19 protein-coding genes are annotated in these 22628 nt (G+C 58.6%); 6 read left to right on the top strand and 13 right to left on the bottom strand.

Features of this window, described 5'->3' with window-relative positions:
- Positions 1-17 precede the first annotated feature (17 nt).
- From VOI35_RS04155 to flgF, 8 genes are all read right to left on the bottom strand, one after another.
- A complete protein-coding gene (locus tag VOI35_RS04155) occupies positions 18-953 on the bottom strand; it encodes a hypothetical protein (protein WP_407276629.1) in 936 nt (311 codons plus the stop codon).
- Between the two features lie 91 nt (positions 954-1044).
- The gene (gene flgL, locus VOI35_RS04150; RefSeq protein WP_407276628.1) at positions 1045-1965 is read right to left on the bottom strand and encodes a flagellar hook-associated protein FlgL; all 921 of its coding nucleotides are present in this window, start codon (positions 1963-1965) and stop codon (positions 1045-1047) included.
- 12 nt (positions 1966-1977) lie between these two features.
- A complete protein-coding gene (gene flgK, locus VOI35_RS04145) occupies positions 1978-3627 on the bottom strand; it encodes a flagellar hook-associated protein FlgK (protein ID WP_407276627.1) in 1650 nt (549 codons plus the stop codon).
- Positions 3628-3724: 97 nt separating this feature from the next.
- Positions 3725-4768 carry a flagellar assembly peptidoglycan hydrolase FlgJ gene (gene flgJ / locus VOI35_RS04140; RefSeq protein ID WP_407276626.1) on the bottom strand — a complete coding sequence of 348 codons (1044 nt, stop codon included), beginning with the start codon at positions 4766-4768 and terminating at the stop codon, positions 3725-3727.
- A gap of 11 nt (positions 4769-4779) precedes the next feature.
- Entirely contained in the window at positions 4780-5889 is a 1110-nt protein-coding gene (locus VOI35_RS04135) for a flagellar basal body P-ring protein FlgI (RefSeq protein ID WP_407276625.1), read from the bottom strand.
- Positions 5890-5900: 11 nt separating this feature from the next.
- Positions 5901-6581 carry a flagellar basal body L-ring protein FlgH gene (flgH, locus tag VOI35_RS04130; protein WP_407276624.1) on the bottom strand — a complete coding sequence of 227 codons (681 nt, stop codon included), beginning with the start codon at positions 6579-6581 and terminating at the stop codon, positions 5901-5903.
- Positions 6582-6605: 24 nt separating this feature from the next.
- Positions 6606-7394: a flagellar basal-body rod protein FlgG gene (flgG, locus tag VOI35_RS04125; protein WP_407276623.1), complete on the bottom strand. Its 789-nt coding sequence runs from the start codon at positions 7392-7394 to the stop codon at positions 6606-6608.
- 10 nt (positions 7395-7404) lie between these two features.
- Positions 7405-8151 (bottom strand): flagellar basal-body rod protein FlgF, encoded by a 747-nt coding sequence (flgF, locus tag VOI35_RS04120; RefSeq protein WP_407276622.1) that lies wholly within the window; start codon positions 8149-8151, stop codon positions 7405-7407.
- Positions 8152-8368: 217 nt separating this feature from the next.
- On the opposite strand from flgF, the gene VOI35_RS04115 reads away from it, so the two are divergent.
- Positions 8369-9565, top strand: coding sequence for an NAD(P)/FAD-dependent oxidoreductase (locus VOI35_RS04115; RefSeq protein WP_407276621.1), 1197 nt, complete (start codon positions 8369-8371; stop codon positions 9563-9565).
- A 59-nt stretch (positions 9566-9624) separates the two neighbouring features.
- Here VOI35_RS04115 and ispD read toward each other — a convergent pair whose 3' ends face one another.
- From ispD to VOI35_RS04090, 5 genes are all read right to left on the bottom strand, one after another.
- Positions 9625-10410 (bottom strand): 2-C-methyl-D-erythritol 4-phosphate cytidylyltransferase, encoded by a 786-nt coding sequence (gene ispD, locus VOI35_RS04110; RefSeq protein ID WP_407276620.1) that lies wholly within the window; start codon positions 10408-10410, stop codon positions 9625-9627.
- The gene (locus VOI35_RS04105; RefSeq protein WP_407276619.1) at positions 10411-10806 is read right to left on the bottom strand and encodes an FtsB family cell division protein; all 396 of its coding nucleotides are present in this window, start codon (positions 10804-10806) and stop codon (positions 10411-10413) included.
- 29 nt (positions 10807-10835) lie between these two features.
- The gene (eno, locus tag VOI35_RS04100) at positions 10836-12116 is read right to left on the bottom strand and encodes a phosphopyruvate hydratase (RefSeq protein WP_407276618.1); all 1281 of its coding nucleotides are present in this window, start codon (positions 12114-12116) and stop codon (positions 10836-10838) included.
- Between the two features lie 79 nt (positions 12117-12195).
- Positions 12196-13038 (bottom strand): 3-deoxy-8-phosphooctulonate synthase, encoded by an 843-nt coding sequence (gene kdsA, locus VOI35_RS04095; RefSeq protein WP_407276617.1) that lies wholly within the window; start codon positions 13036-13038, stop codon positions 12196-12198.
- Positions 13035-14690, bottom strand: coding sequence for a CTP synthase (locus VOI35_RS04090; RefSeq protein WP_407276616.1), 1656 nt, complete (start codon positions 14688-14690; stop codon positions 13035-13037). The genes kdsA and VOI35_RS04090 overlap by 4 nt, the downstream gene beginning before the upstream one ends.
- 391 nt (positions 14691-15081) lie before the next feature.
- Here VOI35_RS04090 and VOI35_RS04085 point away from each other — a divergent pair, with 391 nt between their 5' ends.
- The 5 genes from VOI35_RS04085 to metH all read left to right on the top strand — a co-directional run bounded on the left by VOI35_RS04085 (position 15082) and on the right by metH (position 22626).
- Entirely contained in the window at positions 15082-15573 is a 492-nt protein-coding gene (locus VOI35_RS04085) for a MarR family winged helix-turn-helix transcriptional regulator (RefSeq protein ID WP_407276615.1), read from the top strand.
- Positions 15533-16720, top strand: coding sequence for an efflux RND transporter periplasmic adaptor subunit (locus VOI35_RS04080; RefSeq protein ID WP_407276614.1), 1188 nt, complete (start codon positions 15533-15535; stop codon positions 16718-16720). The genes VOI35_RS04085 and VOI35_RS04080 overlap by 41 nt, the downstream gene beginning before the upstream one ends.
- A 15-nt stretch (positions 16721-16735) precedes the next feature.
- Positions 16736-18265 carry a DHA2 family efflux MFS transporter permease subunit gene (locus VOI35_RS04075; protein WP_407276613.1) on the top strand — a complete coding sequence of 510 codons (1530 nt, stop codon included), beginning with the start codon at positions 16736-16738 and terminating at the stop codon, positions 18263-18265.
- 115 nt (positions 18266-18380) lie between these two features.
- Positions 18381-18872, top strand: a complete 492-nt coding sequence (locus tag VOI35_RS04070; RefSeq protein ID WP_407276612.1) for a DUF2062 domain-containing protein — start codon at positions 18381-18383, stop codon at positions 18870-18872.
- Between the two features lie 28 nt (positions 18873-18900).
- Positions 18901-22626: a methionine synthase gene (metH, locus tag VOI35_RS04065; RefSeq protein ID WP_407276611.1), complete on the top strand. Its 3726-nt coding sequence runs from the start codon at positions 18901-18903 to the stop codon at positions 22624-22626.
- Positions 22627-22628: the final 2 nt, after the last annotated feature.

Here is a 22628-nt window from a genome sequence, read left to right as displayed (position 1 = left end):
CTTTAATCCAATACGGGTTATTTATTCGAGCCGATGAAGTCGATCAAGTCTTCAAAAAACAAACCATATTGATCACGCAGATATGCTGCCAGCGCATCCAATTGCTGCTCATTCAACTTGAGTACCTGTTCTTCTGGTTTGATCTTAATCCCCAAGGCAATGAGATTTTCCCGGCAACCGGTCGAAATGACCGTGGGTGACAAGGGTCTGTAGCCGAGATTCGCTCGCTGGCGGGTTACGGCCATAATCAAGGCCGGCACGCTGATTTCATGCGTGCGTTTTCGGAACAGGCGTTCAATCCAACCCAGTTTTTTAGGTTGCTCCTCTGCGCGCTTTCTTCCAGATGCCAGCAGGGCGCTGAGCCCCTCGGGCCAGTCCACATCGAATTGATCGATCAAAATCTGACGGAACAGCCCCAGCTCGGCTTCAGCCAACGGCAGATACGCTTGATGAAAATCCAGTTTTCTGCGTGCCAGAATGGCAAATCGCACGCCTAGCCGAACCGCAATCACGGCGGGCTCGATCGGCGGCAACACGCGCATACGACGCGCCTGGTTGATGGCCGAATACAGATCAACCAAATAAATGCGCGAATCGAATGTTGCGTGGGTTACATCTTGGACAGACCGACTACTGATCGGCGGCACAGAATCACTGGAGACCTCGACCGGCACCACTTTGGGGGAAAACCCCGCCAACGAGGCTGCCGTAAAACTGGTTTGAAACAGTTCGTTGAGTGCCAGTGCCAACTCCTGCAACCCCTTTTGCGAGAGCGTGATTTGCGAATCGGCCGACAACCGTTCAATACCATGAATGGCCAAGCGGATATTGACACGAACCCGCATGACCGCATGCTCGATCTGAGGCAACCCTGCGGCGCGGCGCTCGGCGTTGATCGATGAGAGCACGCGCTCGTAGTCAATCGTCGTTGGTTGTCTCACGAGATCATCCATGCAATGTACCTTGCCAATCATTCAATCCATGAATGATCGCACGCCTCACCCGCAACAAAATACACTAAGAAAACATGGAATTGTCTGGATGTTACCGCATGTAATTAAACAAAGATAACCCTTGGATTTTCACCATACTCATTTGTGTCGCCTGCAAATTGGTATAACTCTGATTAAGTTTGGTAATAGCTGACGCTAAATCTGTATCACGCAAATTCGACAGGGTTTGTTGATTGATCACCGATTCAGCCGAGTTATTGCTCTTAGCCGTTGTCAAAACATTCAGCGCATTCCCCATACTGCCACGCGCATTGGTAATCTGATTCATCACAGTATCAATATCTTGCTGCGCCGTTTGATAGACGGTTTGCACATTGGCGGGCTGATTGGTAATGGCACTGGTCAGCTGATCGAGCACCTGGAGAATACTGGCATTTCCCCCTGTGGTCGCACTGTTACTCAATTGGAACAACCCCGTGGCCGGGGTGTTGATCGTGACTGATTGACCATCCGCAATTTGCAAACCCACGGGCGTAGCCGCCGCAACCGCCGGATTTAATACCCCGCTACTATTGTAAGGAGTCTGTTTGGCGGCAGTACCAGAAAACAGATATTCTCCGCGCTCATCGGTTGCATTCATCTGACTCGCCAAGGCATTCCGCAATTGCGTAATCTGATCCGCCAGCGCCGCGCGAGAAGTCGGATCATTCGCCGCATTATTGACTTGAATCGCCGCATCCCGAATGGATTGCAAAATCCCAGTCATACTACCTAAGGTGGATTCCTGCACCGAGATTTTCCCGGTTGCATTATCGATATTCGTACTGTATTGATTTTGTTTACTGATCAAAACAGACAAATTACTGGCAGTTGAAAACGCCACCGGGTCATCTGCTGGATTCGTGAGCTTCACGCCCGTCGCTATCTGCTGCTGTGCCGTCAGGATGCTGGTTTGCTGCTGCTGCAAATTCGTCAGACCTTGGGAAAAAATCATTGAGGTAGAAACACGCATGATTTTGACTCCTTACCGGAATGCGCCGAGTAACGACTGAAATGTCGTATTGGCCGAACTAATCGACTGCGCCAATGCCTGATATTGCTGCTGGTAACGCATCAAATTCGCCGCTTCTTCGTCCAGATTCACGCCGGAAACCGATTGCTGCTCAGCCGTCAAATTACTTAAGGTGCTACTCGCCGCCTGGGCCGATAATTGCACTTGCCCCGCATAAGACCCCGCTTGACTCACGGCCGTGTTGACGGCATCGCTCAGGCTCACGCCATTGTTCGCACCCGGCGCGGATTGCCCGACCAGCGCCTGATTGGCGAGGTTGAACAAGGCGGTCATCTGCGTGTTATCCCGCGAGCCAGCAGGCTGCCCGGTGGCGGCAGCGGCAACCCCCGAAGGATCTTGCTGAACAACGCTAATTTTCCCGGCGGCGCCCACGGTCGGCAGGATATTCAACACATCCCCCGATTGAGGCGTACCGGCAAAGGTGACGCTCATCCCCGGCAAGGTCAGTGTCCCGCCCGAAGCCACCGACAACGGCGCGCTGCCATCACTCGGCACCGTACTGACCTGCCAGTTGGAACCATCGTACCGGGCGGTATAGGTCTGACCGGTCAGCAGCGTCGGGTCGGTGTAACTACCGGTCGCCGACCCCGTACCCTGATTGGTTGGCATGGCCGTCGTTTGTGGCGCAAAGCCAGACACTGGGGTGAACAGGTTTGTCCCGGCATTGCCATTTAGATCCGTGCCGGCCGCCTGATTTTGATTCACTTGATCCGCCAGGACGAGCGCCGCGCGACCCAATTCATTGCGTAACGGGGTCACCAGTTGACCTTGCGCCTGGATCATACCGCCCAAGGTTCCTCCGCTGACTCGGGCGGTAATATCCGCCCCTCCAAGCGTCACACTCAAGCCTGAGGGCAGATTCCCCACCGAAATTTTCGTGGCGGTGTCATTCAACACGAGCGATTGCCCGGTACCGACATTCAGATTCACATTGCCCGCATTGTCCGTCGTGACCTTGACATCGATCAATGAGGAAATTTGTGTGACCAGTTGATCCCGCTGATCTAATAGATCGTTGGGCGGGGCGCTCGGATCGCTGGCCAGTGCCTTGGTGATTTTTCCATTCAAATCCGCAACCTGACTCGCATACGAGTTGATTTGCGTCCCGATTTGGTTTGCCTGCTGACCAATCTGGTTATCGAGGTTCTGTAATTGGCCATCAATCGTATTGAACTGGCTGGCCAAGGCCTGAGCCGATCCGAGAAAAGTACTGCGCGCGGTTAAATCCGTCGGATTCGCCGCCACGGCCTGGGTGGCGTTAAAAAAAGCCTGGGTTTGCGCGGCCACGCCACTCTGGGTATCGCCCAGCAACTGGGTAATTTGCGTCGTGTAATTTTGCAGAAAACTGTAGCGGCTGTTATCCGCCGTCGCCGAGTTCATCTGCGACTGAATAAACTGGTCGTAACTACGGGTCACCGAGGCCACCTGGACCCCGGATCCGATATAGCTCCCATTCTGGAACTGCGCCTGCATCGACGCCAGGTTCACCGTCTGCCGGGAATATCCCGGCGTATTGGCATTGGCAATGTTATGACCCGTCGTCGCCAACGCCTGCTGCATCGCCAGCAGACCACTGACGGCATTACTCATTAAATCAGGCATGACGCACACCTCCACTGCCAGATGGCGAGTATATCGGCTGTTTCTGTAAAAACTTTAGCACTGACGGAGTGGAAAGGAAGAATCCACTGAATCCGGCTCATGAACTGCCCGAGGAATCCGGAATCCGACCCGAATTCATGATCGCGATCAACTTGTCAGCATACTGCGGATCGGTGGCATACCCCGCCTTCTGCAAGGCACGAACGAACGCCTCCGGGTTGCCTTTGGCTGAGAGCGCGGCCTGATAACGCGGATTCGACTGCAAAAATTGCACATAATCCTGGAACGAATCCCCAACTGACGGATAGGCACGAAACGATGCCTTACGCGACACCATCGCCCCACCTTCAAACTCCAGCGTATTCACCGTTTGCCGCCCACCCTGCCAGCTCGGATCTGCCTTGATGCCAAAAAAATTAAAATTGACCCGCCCTTGGGCATCCGTGGGTAAATGTTTACCCCAACCGGTTTCCAGCGCCGATTGTGCCACCAACACCTTGGCGGGCACCCCCAAGGCCTTCGCCGCCGCTTGGGCATGCGGCAGGATGGCATCGACGAAGGCTTCGGGTGACGACCAATACGCCACCGGCTGACTTTCATTCGGCAATAGCGCGGTCTCCTGGACGGGGGCGGACGCCGCCTGTTTGACGCTGTTGACTGGCAAACCCGCCGCGCGTTCGGGCAAGGCAAATGCCTTCAAGGCCATATTGCGGGGCGGCAGCTTGAACGCCCTGGGCGTCGCATCGATCGGCTGCTGACTTGCCGGGTTCACGGGGTGCAAGGGGAATGCGCGCGGCACCTGCTGCAAATCCAGCTTTGGCTGCGCGCCGGGCGTGTCCTGCCGGAGCTGCTGCTCGATCACGCCCGCCAGCCCGATGCCGCCGTGCGCGGCAATCTTTTCTGCGACCTCCTGATCCATCATGCTCTGGAAGGTCTTGCTCTGCTCGGAATCCATCAGGCCATCTTGCGGCGTAGCATCGCGCATGGACTTCATCATCATGCCGATGAACTGCGTCTCAAACTGCTTGGCCACCGTGACCAGCGCGGCGCGCGGATCATTTTTCGCCGTCGTTTTGAGCCGTGCCAACCCTTGAAAGTCGGTGTAGCCCGAAACATTCAGAGATTGGTTGAGGCCACTCATGATGCGCGCGCTCAGATCACGATCAACTGCGCTTTCAATGCGCCGGCGCTTTTCAGGGCTTCGAGAATCGCCACGAGATCCGAGGGCGACGCACCCACCGCATTCACCGCCTTGACGATGTCGTTCAAGGTTACTCCGGGATTGAACAGAAACGCGCGTTTTTTGTCTTCTTTCACGCCAATCTGCGAGTTTAGTGTCACCACGGTGTTGCCACCCGCCAAGGGATTCGGCTGAGAAACCTGCGCATTTTCTTTGACGGTGACCGTCAAATCCCCGTGCGATACTGCCGCGGCTTCGATGCGAACATTCTGGCCGATCACCACGGTGCCGGTACGGGCATTCACGACCACTTTGGCCGGCCCTTCACCCGGCGCGACCTGGATGTCCTCCAGCACCGACATAAAGCCCACGCGCTGGTTGGCATCTTGCGGGGCACGCACGCGCACCGTACCGCCATCGACCGCTTCGGCAACCCCCGCGCCCATCAGTTGATTGATGGCTTTTTCGATATTGCGGGCGGTGGTGAAATCCGGCGAGTTCAGATCGAGATATACCGCATTGGCGCCCCCCATCATGGTGGGCACCGCGCGTTCGACGATGGCGCCATTCGGAATGCGCCCCGCCGTCGGAATATTGACAGTCACCCGTGAGCCATCTTTGCCTGACGCATCCAGGCCGCCGACAATCAAACTGCCCTGCGCCACCGCATAAATTTGCCCATCGACGCCCTTGAGCGGGGTCATCAACAGCTCGCCCCCGCGCAGGCTTTTGGCATTACCGATGGAGGACACCGTTACATCGATGTTTTGACCGGGTTTGACGAAGGGCGGCAAGTTGGCGGTCACCATCACGGCCGCCACATTCTTTAACTGCACATTGCCCGCCGAAGGGGACAACCCCTGGCGTGCCAGCATGTTCTGAATGCTCTGCAAGGTGAACGGTACCTGAGTGGTTTGATCGCCGGTGCCGGGCAGACCCACCACGATCCCATAGCCGATGATCTGGTTATCCCGCACGCCAGCGAAGGTCGCCAGATCCTTGATGCGCTGCAGCGGCTCGGTGGCCTGAGCCGTGAGCCCGCCGATCAGCATCAAACACAATACGATCAATGCGCGACGCATGATGAGACTCCTCAAAATGGGAAAATCGGGCTGTTGAAGAACCGTGCCAGCCAGCCCTGATTGTTGGCATCGTCCAGCGTGCCGGTGCCACCATAAGAAATCCGGGCATCCGCGATTCGGGTCGAAAGTACCGTGTTGTCACTCCGAATATCTTGCGGGCGTATCAACCCGGCGAGCTTCACATATTCGCTGCCCTGATTGATACCAATGCTTTTTTCCCCTTGAACCCACAAACTGCCATTGGCGTACACCCGCGCGACCGTGACGGTGATTTGTCCGGTCAGGGTATTGGTTTGCGCGCTGGTGCCATTGCCCTTGAATTGATTGGCCGTACTCATCTGAACACCAAAACGGTTCATCAGACTGCTCGAAAGCCCGGCAACCGCCGGCGGCGTGATCGCCACCGTGTCGGCTTTGCCGGTGGCGGTCGTGGCACTCTTGGTGCCATTCATGCTCTCTTGCAGCACGACGGTCAAAATATCACCCACCCGGTAAGGCCGCGCATCGACGAGCATATTGTCCATTTGCCCAGGTTGGTAAATCGCCCCGTTGCTTTGCATCGGGTTATACGACTCAGCCTCCGGCGGCATCACCGGCGCGAAGGCCGGGTCGGTCTTGATCGGCGGCTGGCTGGCACAACCGCCTAGGGCAACCGCCATACCTGCGGCGAAAACCACGCCTCGATGATTCATCTCATCCCCCTACCCCGACCGTGATCAGGTGTTCTGATTCAGTGTCTGCAGCATGCTGGATGTGCTGGAGATCGCCTTGGAATTCATCTCGTAGGCGCGCTGGGTTTCGATCATGCTGACCAGCTCTTCCACCACATTCACATTCGAACTTTCGAGCATCCCCTGCTGAACATTCCCCACGCCATTCAGCCCGGGTGTACTCGTTTGCGGCGCGCCGCTGGAACCGGATTCGAGAAACAGGTTATTGCCGACCGGCTGCAAACCCGCTGGATTGACAAAATCGGCGAGGTTGATCGTCCCCACCTGGGATGGCTGCGCCTGCCCGGCCAGTTGAACGCTGACGGTGCCGTCATTGCCGATAGTGATCGACTGCGCACCTTGGGGCACGGTAATCGCCGGCTGTAGCGGATAGCCATTGGCCGTGACCACCTGACCATTGCTGTCCAGGCTGAAGCTGCCGTCCCGGGTATAGGCCACCGATCCATCAGGTTGCAGCACCTGAAAGAATCCCCGGCCATTGATCGCCATATCCAGCGCGTTATTGGTCGTCACCAGATTGCCTTGCGTGTGGTTTTTTTCCGTCGCCACCACTTTCACCCCGGTACCGATGTTCAGACCGGTCGGTACTTCGTTCGTCTGGGTGTTGGACGCACCCACTTGCCGGTAATTCTGATAAATCAAATCCTCAAATACCGTCCGATCTTGCTTGAAGCCGGTGGTGTTCACATTCGCCAGGTTGTTCGCAATCACCGACATACGGGTTTGCTGGGCATCAAGCCCGGTTTTCGCGATCCATAAAGCAGGGGTTGTCATGATGAATTCCTCAGCTGAACTGCAACAGTTTGTCGGCCGCAGAACTGTTGTCGTCTGCGGTTTTGATCATCTTGGTCTGCATCTCGAATAACCGGCCGTATTCGATCATCTTCACCATCGAATCCACCGGATTGACATTGCTGCCCTCCAGCACCCCACTGGCCACGCTGATCGAAGCGTCCGCAACCGGTGGCGGCGTGCCGGGCTTCAAGGCGAACAAACCGTCACTGCGCTTTTGCAAGGCCGTATCCGGCGGATTGACCAGTTTGATTCGATCCACCTGTGCCGGTGCATTGACATCGCCGCCCAGCGGAATGATCGAAATCGTGCCATCCCCCAAAATATCGATCTTGCTGGCCGGGGGAATGGCGATCGGCCCCTGGTTGCCCAGAACCGGCGCGCCCGTCGCCGTTTGCAGCTGCCCATTCGGCGAGACATGCAGATCGCCGCGCCGGGTGTACGCTTCAGAACCATCGGGCGCCTGCACGGCGATAAACCCCGGGCCATTAATGGCAATATCCAGCGAACGACCGGTGGTGGTCAGTGCACCTTGCTGAAAATCCGTGCCGCTGCGCGTGTCCTGCGCGTACACACGAGCGTTCTGATAGCCAGGCCCATAAACCGGCATCGAGGTGAACGCATCGAGATCCGCCTTGAACCCCTGGGTACTCACATTCGCCAGATTATTCGCATTGGTCGCCTGCGCGAGTAGCGTTTGCTTGGCACCGCTCATGGCAATATAGGCAAGCCGGTTCATGACAGGAACCTCCACACTTCATTTGATGGCTACTTCAAAGCACAGGCCATGCCAATTCAGAAAACTCCACACATCTCTCATTAGAATTCAATAAAAACAGCATGATAGAAACCATCCCCTTGAGCGCGACCACCGCTACAAAGCCGTCGCGAACGCTGCCCGCCCCCCGTGTCGTCAATAAATTGGCGATGTCGCGGCTTGTCTTGGCGCCGTGCTCATGACGCCCCGTGCTTGGGATGTGGTGATCATTGGCGCGGGCGCTGCTGGCCTGATGTGTGCGGCAACCGCCGGACAGCGCGGGCGCCGCGTGCTGCTGATCGACCACGCAGAACACTTGGGTGAACGCATCCGAATCTCCGGTGGCGGGCGATGCAATTTCACCAACCGCCGCGTGCAGCCAGAAAATTTCCTGTCACAGAATCCCCATTTTGTCCGCTCGGCGCTGGCGCAGTATGGCGCACAGGACTTCATTACCTTGGTCGAGCGCTATGGCATCGCCTACCACGAGAAAACGCTCGGTCAGTTATTTTGCGATCACTCCGCGCAAGCGATTATCGACCTGCTGCACGCCGAGTGCGCTCTGGGGGATGTGCAGTTCTGCCACCCCTGCACAGTCACAGACATCGCGCGAACCGGGGCGGGTTTTACCGTACAAACCCCGAACGAGCGGCATCAAACCGCTTCGCTGGTCATCGCCACCGGTGGGCTGGCGATCCCGAAACTGGGTGCCAGCCCGTTCGGCTATCGCATCGCAGAACAGTTTGGCTTACCAATCGTCCCGCCCCAGCCAGCGCTCGTCCCATTGGCCATGCCGCCGGAATGGTTGGCGGAATATCCGATCGCCGGCAACAGCCTGACGATCACGGCTCAGGGCGAGGCCACGGCACCCCGGTTTCAAGAGCAGTTGCTGTTTACCCATCGAGGCTTATCGGGTCCGGCCATTCTTCAGGCCAGCAGTTACTGGCAAGCGCAGTCCTGGCATCAGGAAAAACGCAGCCCTCTGGTCATCAATCTGCTGCCCGATATAGCCGATGTATTCGCGCAGCCGGTCTCCAGCAAGCAGACGCTGGCTCAACGGCTGAGCGAGTTTTGGCCGAAGCGGCTGGCAGAAGCCTTCTGCGCCACGCATCGCTGGGAAAAGCCGCTGAACCAGTTCAGCCACAAGGAAAAGGCCGCAATTAACGAACAGTTGCACCACTGGCTGATTCAACCCGCCGGCACCCTGGGCTTCGCCAAAGCGGAAGTCACCCTAGGCGGTGTCGATACGCGCGCCCTGTCGTCAAAAACCCTGGCCGCACGCAGCGTGCCAGGGCTCTATTTCATTGGGGAAGTCGTCGATGTCACCGGCTGGCTGGGCGGCTACAACTTTCAATGGGCCTGGTCTTCCGGCTTTGTCGCGGGCAGTCATGTATAAAAACGCGATTCAAGAACCGAGTCCACTACCGCGCATCAACCGGCCTTTTTACGCCGAAATTAACCGCCATCCTCGGCCTGCGCCTGCAAAATCATCCGAGCCAGAGGCAAGTCTTCTGGACGGGTGATTTTCAGGTTATCGGTATGTCCCATCACCAACTGCGGGGCGCCCCCCGCCCATTCGATGGCCGAGGCTTCATCCGTAACTGAGACACCGGCAGCCAAAGCTTGAGTCAACGCCGCCATGAGCCGAGCCAACGGGAAAGCCTGGGGTGTGAGCGCATGGTATAGCTGCTCGCGGGGCACCGTCGCCGTCACCGAAACCCGCGCACCATCCCCCCACTCTGCCCGCTTGAGCGTATCGCGCACGGGGGTTGCGAGCAGCGCACCATCCGGCGCTGAATGCAAAGCATCCAACAACGAACGAACATCCGCCGGACGCACACAAGGGCGCGCCGCATCATGCACAAGCACCCAATCCGCAGGATCGGCATGCCGTTCGTCACGCAAAAATTTCAGGCCCGCCAGCACACTGTCCGCCCGCTCTGCACCGCCGGCCACCCAATATCTGGGCGGCATCCCCGATTCGGCCACCACCGGCAAACCCGACCACTCCGCCGCACCCGCGAAATCCGAGTGGGGCACGGCATCGGGGCTGACCACTAGCACTACCCCCCGTAACGCGGGCAAGCCCACCAGCCGGGACAGCGTGGTGGCCAGCACGGAATGCCCAGCCAAGGGCAAAAATTGTTTGGGCAAATCCGACCCCATTCGGCGGCCAGCACCGGCGGCGGGGATCACCAGCCACCACGGTGGTACTGGGTACGCGTTCTGCTGTTCCGTCATTCAGCGACTCGCCGCCTTCGGTGCCGGTGGCGATGGCGGTGAGACCGTCGGACTGGACGGCGAAGCCGACAACGTTTGCGCATCCCCCCGCGTCGGCGTGATCTGATCACTGGGGGTATCTTCAATCACTTGAAAGAAGGTTTCGTCCGGGCCGATCAGCCCAAGATCCAGCCGGGCGCGGGCACCCAAGGCACCCAAACCGGTTTTCAGATCATCGACTTCCGCAAACAGACGGCGGTTTCGCTCAGCCAGCGATTCATGCGCGGCCTTGAGTTCTGCCAGCTGCGCCTGTTTATGCCAGAGCGAGTAAAAAGAAGAATCACTCGACCATAAGCGCCATTGCAAGCCGGCGAGCAGCCCCAACAGCACCAGCAAGGCAATGATCCGGCTAGCCACGATGACTCAGACAGCGCTGCGGGCGACACTCAACCCCGGCGGAACGCGGAAATACCCGGGAACCGAGCCTTATCGCCCAGCGCTTCTTCGATCCGCAGCAGCTGGTTGTACTTCGCCATGCGGTCTGAACGCGATAGGGAGCCGGTTTTGATCTGACCGGCATTCGTCGCCACGGCGAGGTCGGCAATTGTGGTGTCTTCAGTTTCACCGGAGCGGTGTGACACCACGCTGGTGTAGCCGTTTTTCGCAGCGAGGCGCATGGTTTCCAGCGTTTCGGACAAGGTGCCGATCTGGTTGACCTTGATGAGAATCGAGTTGCCGATGCCTTTTTCAATGCCTTCCGCCAGAATCTTGGCGTTGGTCACGAACAGGTCATCCCCCACCAATTGCACTTTGTCGCTCAATTTCTCGGTGAGCAGTTTCCAGCCCGCCCAGTCGTCTTCCGCCATACCGTCTTCAATCGAGAGAATGGGGTATTTGGACACCCAGTCGGCCAGCAGATCGACCATTTCTGCCGAAGTGAAGGCGCGGCCTTCGGCTTCCAGATGGTACTGACCGTTCTTGTAAAACTCAGAACTCGCCGCGTCCAGGCCGATAAAAATATCCTTGCCGGGCTCATAACCGGCCAGCTTGATCGCCTCGATGATGACCTGGATCGCGGCTTCGTTAGAGGGCAGATCCGGCGCGAACCCGCCTTCATCGCCCACCGCCGTGTTCAGACCCCGGTCGTGCAGTACCTTTTTCAGCGTGTGGAATACTTCCGTGCCATAACGCAGCGCTTCAGAAAAGCTCGGCGCCCCTGCGGGGATGATCATGAATTCCTGCATATCGACGGAGTTATCGGCATGTGCGCCGCCATTGATGATGTTCATCATCGGCACCGGCAGGGTGACGCCCTCGCCCTGACCGAGATAGTCATACAGCGCCTTGCCTGAAGCGGCCGCCCCCGCATGGGCACAGGCCAAAGAAACGGCCAGCAGCGCGTTCGCCCCCAAACGGGATTTGTTCTCGGTGCCATCGAGCGCAATCATCTTGGCATCGATCGTCGCCAGATCATGCACATCCATTCCCTTGAGCAAGCGGGCAATCTCGCCGTTCACATTCGCTACGGCACGGGAAACCCCCTTGCCGCCGAAACGGGATTTATCGCCATCCCGCAATTCAATTGCTTCGCGGGTACCGGTCGAAGCGCCCGACGGCACGATGGCGCGCCCCACGAACCCGCCGGTGACGAACACCTCCGCCTCGACCGTCGGGTTACCACGAGAATCAATCACTTGTCGCGCACGCACGCCTTCGATGGCTTTCATTATGTCTCTCCAAAAATCAGTAAATCATTAAAAAATCATAAACCCGAATGCGATCCGGCATCCGAACGAAACCATGTTCTTACGGAGCAAGCAAAGCCTGTTCCGGAAAGCCGGCGGATTTAACCAATCGGTCAATCTCTACCAAGGTATGCAACAGGTCTGCCATCTGTCCCAGCGGCCAGGCATTCGGGCCATCCGACAACGCCTTGGCCGGATCAGGATGGGTTTCCATAAACAAACCCGCGACGCCAGCCGCCACAGCGGCGCGCGCCAACACGGGGACAAATTCGCGTTGCCCCCCCGAGCAAGCGCCCTGCCCGCCCGGCAATTGCACCGAATGCGTGGCATCGAACACGACCGGCGCCCCCGTTTGGCGCATCACCGCCAGACTGCGCATATCCGAAACCAGGTTGTTGTACCCGAAACTGGCACCGCGTTCGCAGACCATGATTTGCTCATTACCGACGGCGCGGGCTTTTTCAACCACATTGCCCATATCCCAGGGCGCGAGAAATTGCCCCTTTTTGATATTGACGGGTTTGCCCTGGCGCGCCACATTCTGGATGAAGTTGGTTTGACGGCACAGAAACGCGGGGGTTTGCAGCACATCCACCACACTCGCCACCTCATCTAGGGGCGTGTCTTCATGAACATCGGTCAACACCGGCACGCCGATCGACCGCTTGACTCCATCAAGAATCTTGAGCCCCTGCGCCAACCCCGGCCCGCGAAAACTTTGCCCGGAGGATCGGTTCGCCTTGTCGAACGAGCTTTTATAAATGAACGGGATGTTCAGCGCAGCAGCCATCTCCTTGAGCGCGCCGGCGGTTTCCTGCGCTAGGGTTTCCGATTCAATTACGCAAGGGCCCGCAATCAAAAATAGCGGCTGATCGAGCCCCACCGTAAAGTTCAACAACTTCATGCGAGTTCTCCCTCAACAGCGACGCCGCCAGCACGCTGCGCCAGTGCCGCCTGGATGAATGCGGTGAACAGCGGATGACCGTCCCGCGGGGTGGAGTTAAATTCGGGGTGAAACTGGCTGGCGATAAAGAAGGGATGATCGGGTAACTCAATGGTTTCCACCAGATGGTTTTCCGCGGAAAACCCGGAGAACACGAGTCCAGCCGACTCCAGAATCTCTTGGTATCCATTGTTGAATTCGTAGCGATGCCGATGGCGTTCACTGATGCTGACTTTGCCATAGGCCTGCGCCACCCGGCTGCCGGGCAGGAGTTCGCAGCGTTGTGCCCCAAGACGCATGGTGCCGCCGAGATCGGTTTTTTCATCACGCACGATGAGCTCACCCCGCTCATCGCGCCATTCGGTGATCAGCGCAATCACCGGATGCGGGGTATCCTTGCGGAATTCCGTCGAATACGCCCCGGCCAGTCCAGCCACATGCCGCGCATACTCGATGACCGCCACCTGCATCCCGAGACAAATACCGAGATACGGTTTACGGGATTCCCGCGCAAAGCGCACCGCAGCAATTTTCCCCTCGACACCACGCTCGCCGAACCCGCCCGGCACCAGAATCGCATCCATCCCCCCGAGCGCGGCCTCCGGCGATTCGCGCTCAAACCGTTCGGAATCGAAGTAATGAATGTTCACCCGGGTGCGGGTATTGATACCGGCATGCAATAGCGCCTCGTTCAGACTCTTGTAGGCATCGACCAGATCGACATATTTCCCCACCATCGCCACATCAACGATGCGATCGGGCTTGGTTTGGGCGTCCACCACGCGATCCCACTCAGACAGATCGGCCGCATTCGCCGTCAGATGCAGCTTGCGCAGCACGATTTCATCCAGCTTTTGGGCATGCAGCAAACGCGGCACGCGGTAGATCGTGTCGGCATCGACCGAAGAAATCACGGCATCAAAGTCCACATTGGTGAACAGGGCAATTTTGCGCCGTTCATCATCGGGCAGCACCACTTCGGAACGGCAGAGCAGAATATCCGGCTGAATCCCAATCGAGCGCAGTTCCTTGACGGAATGCTGCGTCGGCTTGGTTTTCAATTCCCCCGCCGCACGAATATACGGCACCAAGGTCAGGTGCATGTAGATGGCGCGCTCATGACCGAGCTCGACACCCATTTGCCGAATGGCTTCGAGAAAGGGCAGCGACTCGATGTCGCCGACCGTGCCGCCAATTTCGATCAGGGCGACATCGTAGCCCTTGCTGCCTTCCAGCACGCGACGCTTGATCTCATCGGTAATGTGCGGGATGACCTGTACCGTGCCGCCGAGATAATCCCCGCGCCGCTCGCGGCGAATCACCGATTCATAGACCCGGCCAGTCGTGAAATTGTTGCGCTTACCCACCGGGGAGCGCACGAAACGCTCGTAGTGCCCGAGATCCAGATCCGTTTCGGCACCGTCATTCGTCACAAACACTTCGCCATGCTGGAACGGGCTCATCGTGCCGGGATCGACATTGATGTACGGATCGAGCTTCATCAGCGTCACCCGCAAACCGCGTGATTCAAGCAACGCACCGAGTGACGCGGCGGCAATCCCCTTACCCAGGGAAGACACGACACCGCCGGTCACAAACACATATTTGGTCATAACACGCCTTGATTCAGAATGACGACTGCATGGGACGGGCTGACTGAACCCTTGCGGGCTGCAAGATCGAGGAATTCACCCGGAAACCCATGCAGCACAAGCCGCGAATGATAAAGCAATCAGTCCTTCAGAACAATTTGACCCCCGCATTTGCGCAATACCAGTGCATGAACCGGAACGAAAAGTTCTGAAGGGAAAAGTCCAAGGGCAAACCTGTCTTGAGAAAATTTTTCCAATCACAAAAAAATTTATGCGTATAACTTTTTTTTATTTTTGAATTTGATTAGACTAAGCAAGGTTCTTTCTGGAACTCGGGCAAGCAAGCCGAGACACAGAAAGGTCAGCCAAAGCGAGATTGATTCACTGGAAAATTCATTAGGTGGCTACTATTATGAGCATTAAAGAACTGGCGACATACAGCGACGAGCAGATTTCCCGGCTGATGTTCGATAACAACCGGATGTGGCGTACCCAGCTGAATTTCGTGCTGGCTGAGTATGATCTCACCGCGTCCGCCTGGGCAGTGATTCGCGTCCTGCGTGATGAAGGTCAAGGCTGCACCCAGAAAGAACTGGCCAGCTCGCTGGCGATCGAAGGACCCACGCTGGTCAAACTGCTCGACAGTCTGGAGCAACTGGGTTGGATCGAGCGGCGCGTCGCCCCGACCGATCGTCGTGCGAAAACGATTTGGCTGGTTGATCGGGCCTTACCGCAAATCAATGAAGCCGATCAGAAATTGGGGATGGCGCGCCATCAGATCATATCGGTCTTGAATGAAGACGAACAAGCCGAATTTGGTCGGCTGCTAAACAAGGTACGAACCAACCTGGAGCGAATGAATCATGAGGCCAACCGAAACGGAGGAATCCACAGCCGCGACTGACGCCTCGCCCCAACCGCCGGGCAAGCCGGCGGCCGCTGAAGGGGACGAGACAGCTCGCCCCCTGACTACTTCAAAAGATACGGCAAACGCTCGCCGTCATTCCCGCTTCCGATTGCTGCTCATCCTGGGGTTGATTGCCATTGCCGGCGTGGTCGGTCTTGGTTATCTGCGCTATGCCGATCAGTTTGTTCGCACCGAAGACGCCTTTGTCAGCGGCCATCAAGCTCAAGTCGGCGCTGAAGTCGGGGGAACCATCCAAACCGTGCCCTGGCAAAACAATCAAACCGTGCCGAAAGGGGCGATTCTGTTCACGCTGGATCCCACGCCTTACCAGGCCGCCGTCGCCGCCGCCGAAGCCAATCTTGCCGCCGCACGGCGCACGCAAGATACGCTCTCCGCCGCCATCGTCACGGCCAAAGCCGCCGTCGAGCAGGCTCAAGCCAGCGCCCAGCAGGCAGAAGATCATCTCGCGCGCCTGCAGCGCATCAAAGTGCAGCAATTCGTTTCCGCCCAGGATTTGACCGATGCGCGCGCGGCTGTTGCAGTGGCTCAGGCGGGCGTCAATCAGGCTCAGGCCGCACTGGATCAGGCACGCGCCAATCTGGGCAAGCCGGGGCAGGAAAATGACCGGATTCGCGCCGCCGAAGCGCAATTGGCCACGGCGCGTTATCAGTTGAGCCGAACGACCATCACCGCCCCTTGGTCCGGCCGACTGGCGAGTTACACCCTGCAACCGGGGCAGGCTGTTGCCCCCGCTCAGCCGCTGTTCACCCTGGTCGCGACGGAAGGCTTGTGGATCGATGCGAATTTCAAAGAGGCCGAACTCGGACGCATCCAAATCGGCATGCCGGTGTCGATTCAATCCGATGTCTATCCGCAAACGAAATTCACCGGCAAGGTGGTGTCCATCGGCGCGGGCGCTGGTACGGCGTTTTCTCTACTGCCGCCGCAGAATGCGACCGGCAACTGGGTCAAGGTGACTCAACGCGTCCCGGTTCGCATTGCCTTCGATCCGCCCGATCAAAATCGGCAGTCCCCATTACCCATCGGCACCAGCGCCACCGTCTCGATTCAGCGCACGCCCCATCCGATTGGGCTGTTCCGTTCGATCCTGAGCGTGGTCGGCCTGAGCAGCCGTCCTCAATAAACCATTCCGCGCATCGTGAGCACGCTCTCCCCCTTTGAACGGATCATGATTACGGTGGCGGTCATGTCCGCCACGATCATGCAGGTGCTGGATACCACCATTGCCTCGGTGGCGCTGCCCTATATGGCCGGTGATTTGGGCGCTTCGCCCGACCAGATTTCCTGGGTACTGACCAGCTACCTCGTGGCCTCTGCCATCGTCATGCCGCTCACCGGCTATTTCACGGATAAATTGGGTCAGCGGGAGTATCTGCTGATTTCGATTGCCTGGTTTGTGATTGCCTCGGCGCTGTGCGGCTTGGCGGAAAGCTTGCCGCAAATCATTTTCTTCCGCGTGCTGCAAGGGCTGGCCGGCGCGGCGTTGGTGCCGCTGTCCCAGGCCATCATGGTGCAGGTTTTCCCGGCGGAGCAACGCGGCAAGGCCATGGCGATCTGGGGGATCGGCGTCATGGTCGGGCCGATCCTGGGGCCGACGATCGGCGGCTGGATTACCGAAACCATCAACTGGCGCTGGACTTTTTACATCAATTTGCCGGTCGGCCTGTTCGCGCTGGCGATTGTCGGCCGCTTCGCGCCCCGCCTACCCAAAAAACCGGAACGCGGCATGGACTGGTGGGGCTTTACGCTCCTTGGTCTCGCGATTGGCGGGCTGCAATTCGTGCTCGACCGCGGCAACCAGGATGACTGGTTTTCCTCGACCGGCATCGTCACGGTCACCGCCATCGCCGGGGTGGCGACCTTGTTGTTCCTCTGGCTCAGTATGATCCCCGGCCGCCGGCCGGTGTTCTCGCTGGAAATTTTTCGCGACCGGAATTTCACCCTCGCCAATCTGGTGATGCTGCTCATGGGACTCGGCATGTTCGGTGCCATTTATGTGCAGCCGCTGATGCTGGAACGGGAAATGGATTACCCGATTTTGACCACCGGCATGACGCTCGCGCCCCGGGGCATTGCCAGCATGGTGGCGATGATGATCGTCGGGCGCATTATTGGCAAAGTCGATATACGGCTGATTATTGCCACCGGCATTGTGCTGAGCCTCGTGGGCAGTTGGGGCATGACGCAGTACAACCTGGAAGTGAACACCTGGCAGATCATTTGGCCGCTGTTATTTCAAGGCGCAGGCATCGGCATGATTTTCGTGCCGCTGTCGACCGTCGCCTTTTCGACACTCGCACCCCAGTTTGCCGCTGAAGCCGCCGGGCTCTACAGCCTGATTCGTACGGTGGGCTCCTCCATCGGTATCTCCATCGTGGCGACGCTGGTCAGCCGTCATGCCCAGATTGCCTGGAATCAACTGGGTGGCGGCATCACGCTGGATAATCCCCTCGCCTGGCAGTATCTCGCGCCCCTGCACTTGACGCCCAACTCACCGCAGGGTGCCGCCATTCTGGCCAGTACGCTCACCAGCCAGGCCAACATGCTGTCGTACCACGACGCCTTCGTGCTGATTCTGATCAGTTTTCTGCTGATGTTGCCCGTGGTGCTGCTGTTCCGCCCCGCGCGCCGCTCCGGTGCCGCCAAGGCGCCCGTCGCGATGGATTGAGGTCACCGGCATCGAGGCGGGTTTTCGCTATACTGCCCGGCATTCTTTACCGTGCGAGGTCTGCCGCCAAATGCCGCGCAAGTTTTTTCGCAAATGGGCGCCCAGCAAGGAAACGGTGCTCGCACCCTCCTTCATGCAGCCATTCGCCAAGTGGCTGGCGCACCCCAATTTGTGGCATTTCAACCGCCGGTCAGTTTCCGGCGGGGTCGCGATCGGCCTGTTCATCGCCTTCTTTCCCATTCCGCTTCAGATGTTGCTCTGCGCCATCGCCGCCGTGATTTTTCGGGTGAATGTGGCGCTCGCGGTGGCGATGGCACTCGTCTCCAACCCGTTCACCATGGTGCCGATTTTTTGGGGCGCGTACTGGATTGGCACCAGCCTGACCGGCACCCAGCTTACCGTGCCCCCCGCAGGGATGTCCTTCGAGTGGGTGATGAGCCAGATTCAAATCCTCTGGCTGCCCATGCTGCTCGGCCTACTCATTCTGGGCGCGGCGGTCGCGCTGGCCGCCTTTGCCGTCATCCAGCTGCTCTGGCGCTGGCAGGTCTGGCGGCATCTCCAAAAGCGCCGAGCTTCCCGACGCCGGCGCGAATCAAACCCGGTTTGAATTTCCACCAATAAACTCAAGATAGCCCATGACCGCTTCCGTCACCCAACCTGCCTTGCACCCCGTTTTCACTCAACTGCGTCAACTAATGGCCGAACGCATCCTGCTGCTCGATGGCGCCATGGGCACGATGATCCAGAAGCACAAATTGCAGGAAGCCGATTACCGCGGTGCCCGGTTTGCCGACTGGCCGGTCGATCTCAAAGGCAACAACGATCTGCTGGTACTAACCAAACCCGAGGTCATTGCTGGCATCCACCAGGCGTATCTCGATGCCGGGGCAGACATCATCGAGACCAACACCTTCAACGCCACGCGCATCTCGATGGCCGATTACGAAATGCAGGCGCTGGTGCCGGAATTGAATCGGGAAGCCGCACGGCTTGCCCGCCGGATTGCCGATGCCAAGACCGCCGAAACCCCGGAAAAACCGCGTTTTGTCGCCGGGATTCTCGGCCCGACCAGCCGCACGGGGTCGATCTCGCCGGATGTGAATGATCCGGGCTTTCGCAATGTGAGTTTCACCGAGCTGGTCGAATCCTACCGCGAAGCCGCCATCGCGCTGCTGGATGGGGGCGTCGATATTCTGATGATCGAAACGATCTTCGATACCCTCAATGCCAAAGCTGCGGTTTATGCTCTGGAAGTATTGTTTGGCGAACGCGGCATGCGCTGGCCGGTGATGATTTCCGGCACCATTACCGATGCCTCCGGCCGCACCCTCTCCGGCCAGACCACCGAAGCCTTCTACAACAGCCTGCGTCATGCCCAGCCGCTCTCGATCGGCCTGAACTGCGCGCTGGGGCCAGATTTGCTGCGTCAATATGTGGCCGAACTGTCGCGCGTCAGCGAATTTCCGGTCTCCGTGCATCCCAATGCGGGGCTACCGAACGAGCTGGGTGAATACGATCTGGAAGCCGACCCGATGGCGCAACAGATCGGCGAATGGGCGCGCTCCGGCATCATCAACATCGTCGGCGGCTGTTGTGGCACCACGCCGGAACACATCGCCTACATGGCCAAGCAGGTCGCGCCGCACGCGCCGCGCATTCCGCCCAAGCCGGAACCGGCCTGCCGTCTTTCTGGCCTCGAACCATTCAACATCACGCCGGATTCGCTGTTCGTGAATGTGGGCGAACGCACCAATGTCACCGGCTCGGCGCGATTCCGGCGGCTCATCAAAGAAGGCGATTTCACCACCGCGCTTGATGTGGCACGGCAGCAGGTCGAGGCCGGGGCGCAGGTCATCGACATCAACATGGATGAGGGGCTGATCGACGGCGAGGCCGCGATGGAGCGCTTCATCAAACTCATCGCCGCCGAACCGGATATTGCCCGCGTGCCGGTGATGATCGACAGCTCAAAATTCAGCGTCATTGAAAAAGGGCTGCAATGGGTGCAAGGCAAACCCATCGTCAACTCGATTTCCATGAAAGAGGGCGAGGCCATTTTTCTGGAGCACGCCCGCACCATTCGCCGCTACGGTGCCGCCGCCGTGGTCATGGCCTTCGATGAGCAGGGGCAGGCCGACAGCCTGGCCCGGCGGATCGAAATCTGTACCCGTGCGTATCGGCTGCTCACGGAAGAAGTCGGCTTTCCCGCCGAAGACATCATCTTCGACCCGAATATTTTTGCTATCGCCACTGGCATCGAGGAACACAATCACTACGCCGTCGAATTCATCGAAGGGGTGCGCTGGATCAAAACCAACCTGCCGCACGCCCTCATTTCCGGCGGGGTGTCGAATGTCTCGTTCTCGTTTCGCGGCAATGAACCCGTACGGGAGGCGATTCACAGCGTGTTTTTGCACCACGCCGTCGCGGCGGGCATGGACATGGGCATCGTCAATGCCGGCCAGCTCGTGCTGGTCGATGATATTCCGGCCGAACTGCGCGAAGCGGTGGAAGACATCGTGCTCAATCGCCGCCCGGACGGCACCGACCGCATGCTCGAAATCGCCGAAAAATATCGGGGCAGCGGCAGCGCGGAAGCCAAGTCCGGTGCCGATCTCGCCTGGCGCAGCCTGCCGGTCAACGAACGGCTGGCGCATTCCCTCGTCAAAGGCATCGATCAATTCGTCATCGAGGACACCGAAGAAGCCCGCCTCGCCGCCGCCCGCCCGCTGCATGTTATCGAAGGCCCCTTGATGGACGGCATGAACATCGTGGGCGACCTGTTCGGCGCGGGCAAAATGTTCCTGCCGCAGGTCGTCAAATCCGCGCGGGTCATGAAAAAGGCCGTCGCGCATCTCATGCCCTTCATGGAAGCAGAGGCGGCTGCGGGTGGCTGCGCTGCGGAGTCCGCCGGCAAAATCCTGATGGCCACCGTCAAGGGCGATGTCCACGACATCGGCAAAAATATCGTCGGGGTCGTACTGCAATGCAATGGCTTCGAAATCGTCGATCTCGGCGTGATGGTGCCCACGCAAACCATTCTCGACGCCGCACGCGCCGAACGCTGCGATTTGATTGGCCTCTCCGGCCTGATTACCCCCTCGCTCGATGAAATGGTCACCGTCGCACAGGAGATGGAACGGCAGGGCTTTGATATTCCGTTGATGATCGGCGGGGCGACCACCTCCAAACTGCACACCGCGTTGAAAATCGCCCCGGCCTACCGGCACCCGGTCGTGCATGTCCTCGATGCCTCGCGGGCGGTCGGCGTAGCGGCCAGCCTGCTCGGCGAAAACAAGGCCGTCTATGCAGCAGAAATCGCCGCCGACTATGCCGAACTCGTCGCCCGCCGCAAAGCCAACCAGACCGACGCCAAGCGCGTCAGCCTGGCCGAAGCACGCGCCAACCGCGAAGTGATGGACTACGCAAACGACACGCCCATGCCACCGAAGAACCCCGGCATCACGGTATTCGACGACTACCCGCTGGATGATCTCGTCCCCTACATCGACTGGACGCCGTTCTTCCAAAGCTGGCAGCTATTCGGCAAATACCCGGCGATTCTCGACGACGCTACCGTGGGCACCGAAGCGCGCAAGCTGTTCGACGATGCCCAACGCATGCTGCAACAAATCGTCGATGAACGCTGGCTGACCGCCCGGGGCGTCATCGGCTTCTGGCCGGCGGCGAGTGTGGACGACGATATCCGCGTGTTCACCGACGAAAAACGCCAGTCCGTGCTGACCACCCTGCACCACATCCGCCAACAGATGCCGCGCAGTGGCGGCAAGCCAAACCAGTGTTTGAGTGATTTCATCGCGCCGACCGGCAGCAAGATCAAGGATTGGCTCGGCGGGTTTGCCGTCACCACCGGGCACGGCATCGAACCACATATCGCCCGGTTCGAACAAGCGCATGACGACTACCACGCCATCCTGCTGAAATCCCTGGCCGACCGCCTTGCTGAAGCCTTTGCCGAACGCCTGCACCAGCGCGTCCGCACCGAATTCTGGGGTTATGCCCCGAATGAATCGCTCGACAACGAGGCGTTGATCGCCGAGCAATATCAGGGCATCCGCCCTGCGCCGGGCTATCCCGCCTGCCCGGATCACACGGAAAAAGGCACGCTCTGGACGCTCTTGGAGCCCGAAACCCGCGCGGGCATCGCGCTCACCGAAAGCTTTGCCATGTACCCCGGCGCGGCGGTTTCCGGCTGGTATTTTGCCCACCCGGACGCCCGTTATTTCGGTACCGGCAAGATTGGCCGCGATCAGGTGCACGACTATGCCGAACGCAAAGGCTGGACGCTGGCGGAGGCCGAACGCTGGCTGGCACCGATCCTGGGTTACGAGCCAGAATGAAG

It is taken from the genome of Halothiobacillus sp. DCM-1, assembly GCF_045689735.1.
Lineage (GTDB): Bacteria > Pseudomonadota > Gammaproteobacteria > Halothiobacillales > Halothiobacillaceae > Halothiobacillus.
This window is presented reverse-complemented; position numbering and strand designations above follow the sequence as displayed.

Coding starts and splice junctions, on each gene's coding strand:
- VOI35_RS04155 (WP_407276629.1), bottom strand. CDS start 953: ATGGATGATCTCGTGAGACAACCAACGACGATTGACTACGAGCGCGTG.
- flgL (WP_407276628.1), bottom strand. CDS start 1,965: ATGCGTGTTTCTACCTCAATGATTTTTTCCCAAGGTCTGACGAATTTG.
- flgK (WP_407276627.1), bottom strand. CDS start 3,627: ATGCCTGATTTAATGAGTAATGCCGTCAGTGGTCTGCTGGCGATGCAG.
- flgJ (WP_407276626.1), bottom strand. CDS start 4,768: ATGAGTGGCCTCAACCAATCTCTGAATGTTTCGGGCTACACCGACTTT.
- VOI35_RS04135 (WP_407276625.1), bottom strand. CDS start 5,889: ATGCGTCGCGCATTGATCGTATTGTGTTTGATGCTGATCGGCGGGCTC.
- flgH (WP_407276624.1), bottom strand. CDS start 6,581: ATGAATCATCGAGGCGTGGTTTTCGCCGCAGGTATGGCGGTTGCCCTA.
- flgG (WP_407276623.1), bottom strand. CDS start 7,394: ATGACAACCCCTGCTTTATGGATCGCGAAAACCGGGCTTGATGCCCAG.
- flgF (WP_407276622.1), bottom strand. CDS start 8,151: ATGAACCGGCTTGCCTATATTGCCATGAGCGGTGCCAAGCAAACGCTA.
- VOI35_RS04115 (WP_407276621.1), top strand. CDS start 8,369: ATGACGCCCCGTGCTTGGGATGTGGTGATCATTGGCGCGGGCGCTGCT.
- ispD (WP_407276620.1), bottom strand. CDS start 10,410: ATGACGGAACAGCAGAACGCGTACCCAGTACCACCGTGGTGGCTGGTG.
- eno (WP_407276618.1), bottom strand. CDS start 12,116: ATGAAAGCCATCGAAGGCGTGCGTGCGCGACAAGTGATTGATTCTCGT.
- kdsA (WP_407276617.1), bottom strand. CDS start 13,038: ATGAAGTTGTTGAACTTTACGGTGGGGCTCGATCAGCCGCTATTTTTG.
- VOI35_RS04090 (WP_407276616.1), bottom strand. CDS start 14,690: ATGACCAAATATGTGTTTGTGACCGGCGGTGTCGTGTCTTCCCTGGGT.
- VOI35_RS04085 (WP_407276615.1), top strand. CDS start 15,082: ATGAGCATTAAAGAACTGGCGACATACAGCGACGAGCAGATTTCCCGG.
- VOI35_RS04080 (WP_407276614.1), top strand. CDS start 15,533: ATGAGGCCAACCGAAACGGAGGAATCCACAGCCGCGACTGACGCCTCG.
- metH (WP_407276611.1), top strand. CDS start 18,901: ATGACCGCTTCCGTCACCCAACCTGCCTTGCACCCCGTTTTCACTCAA.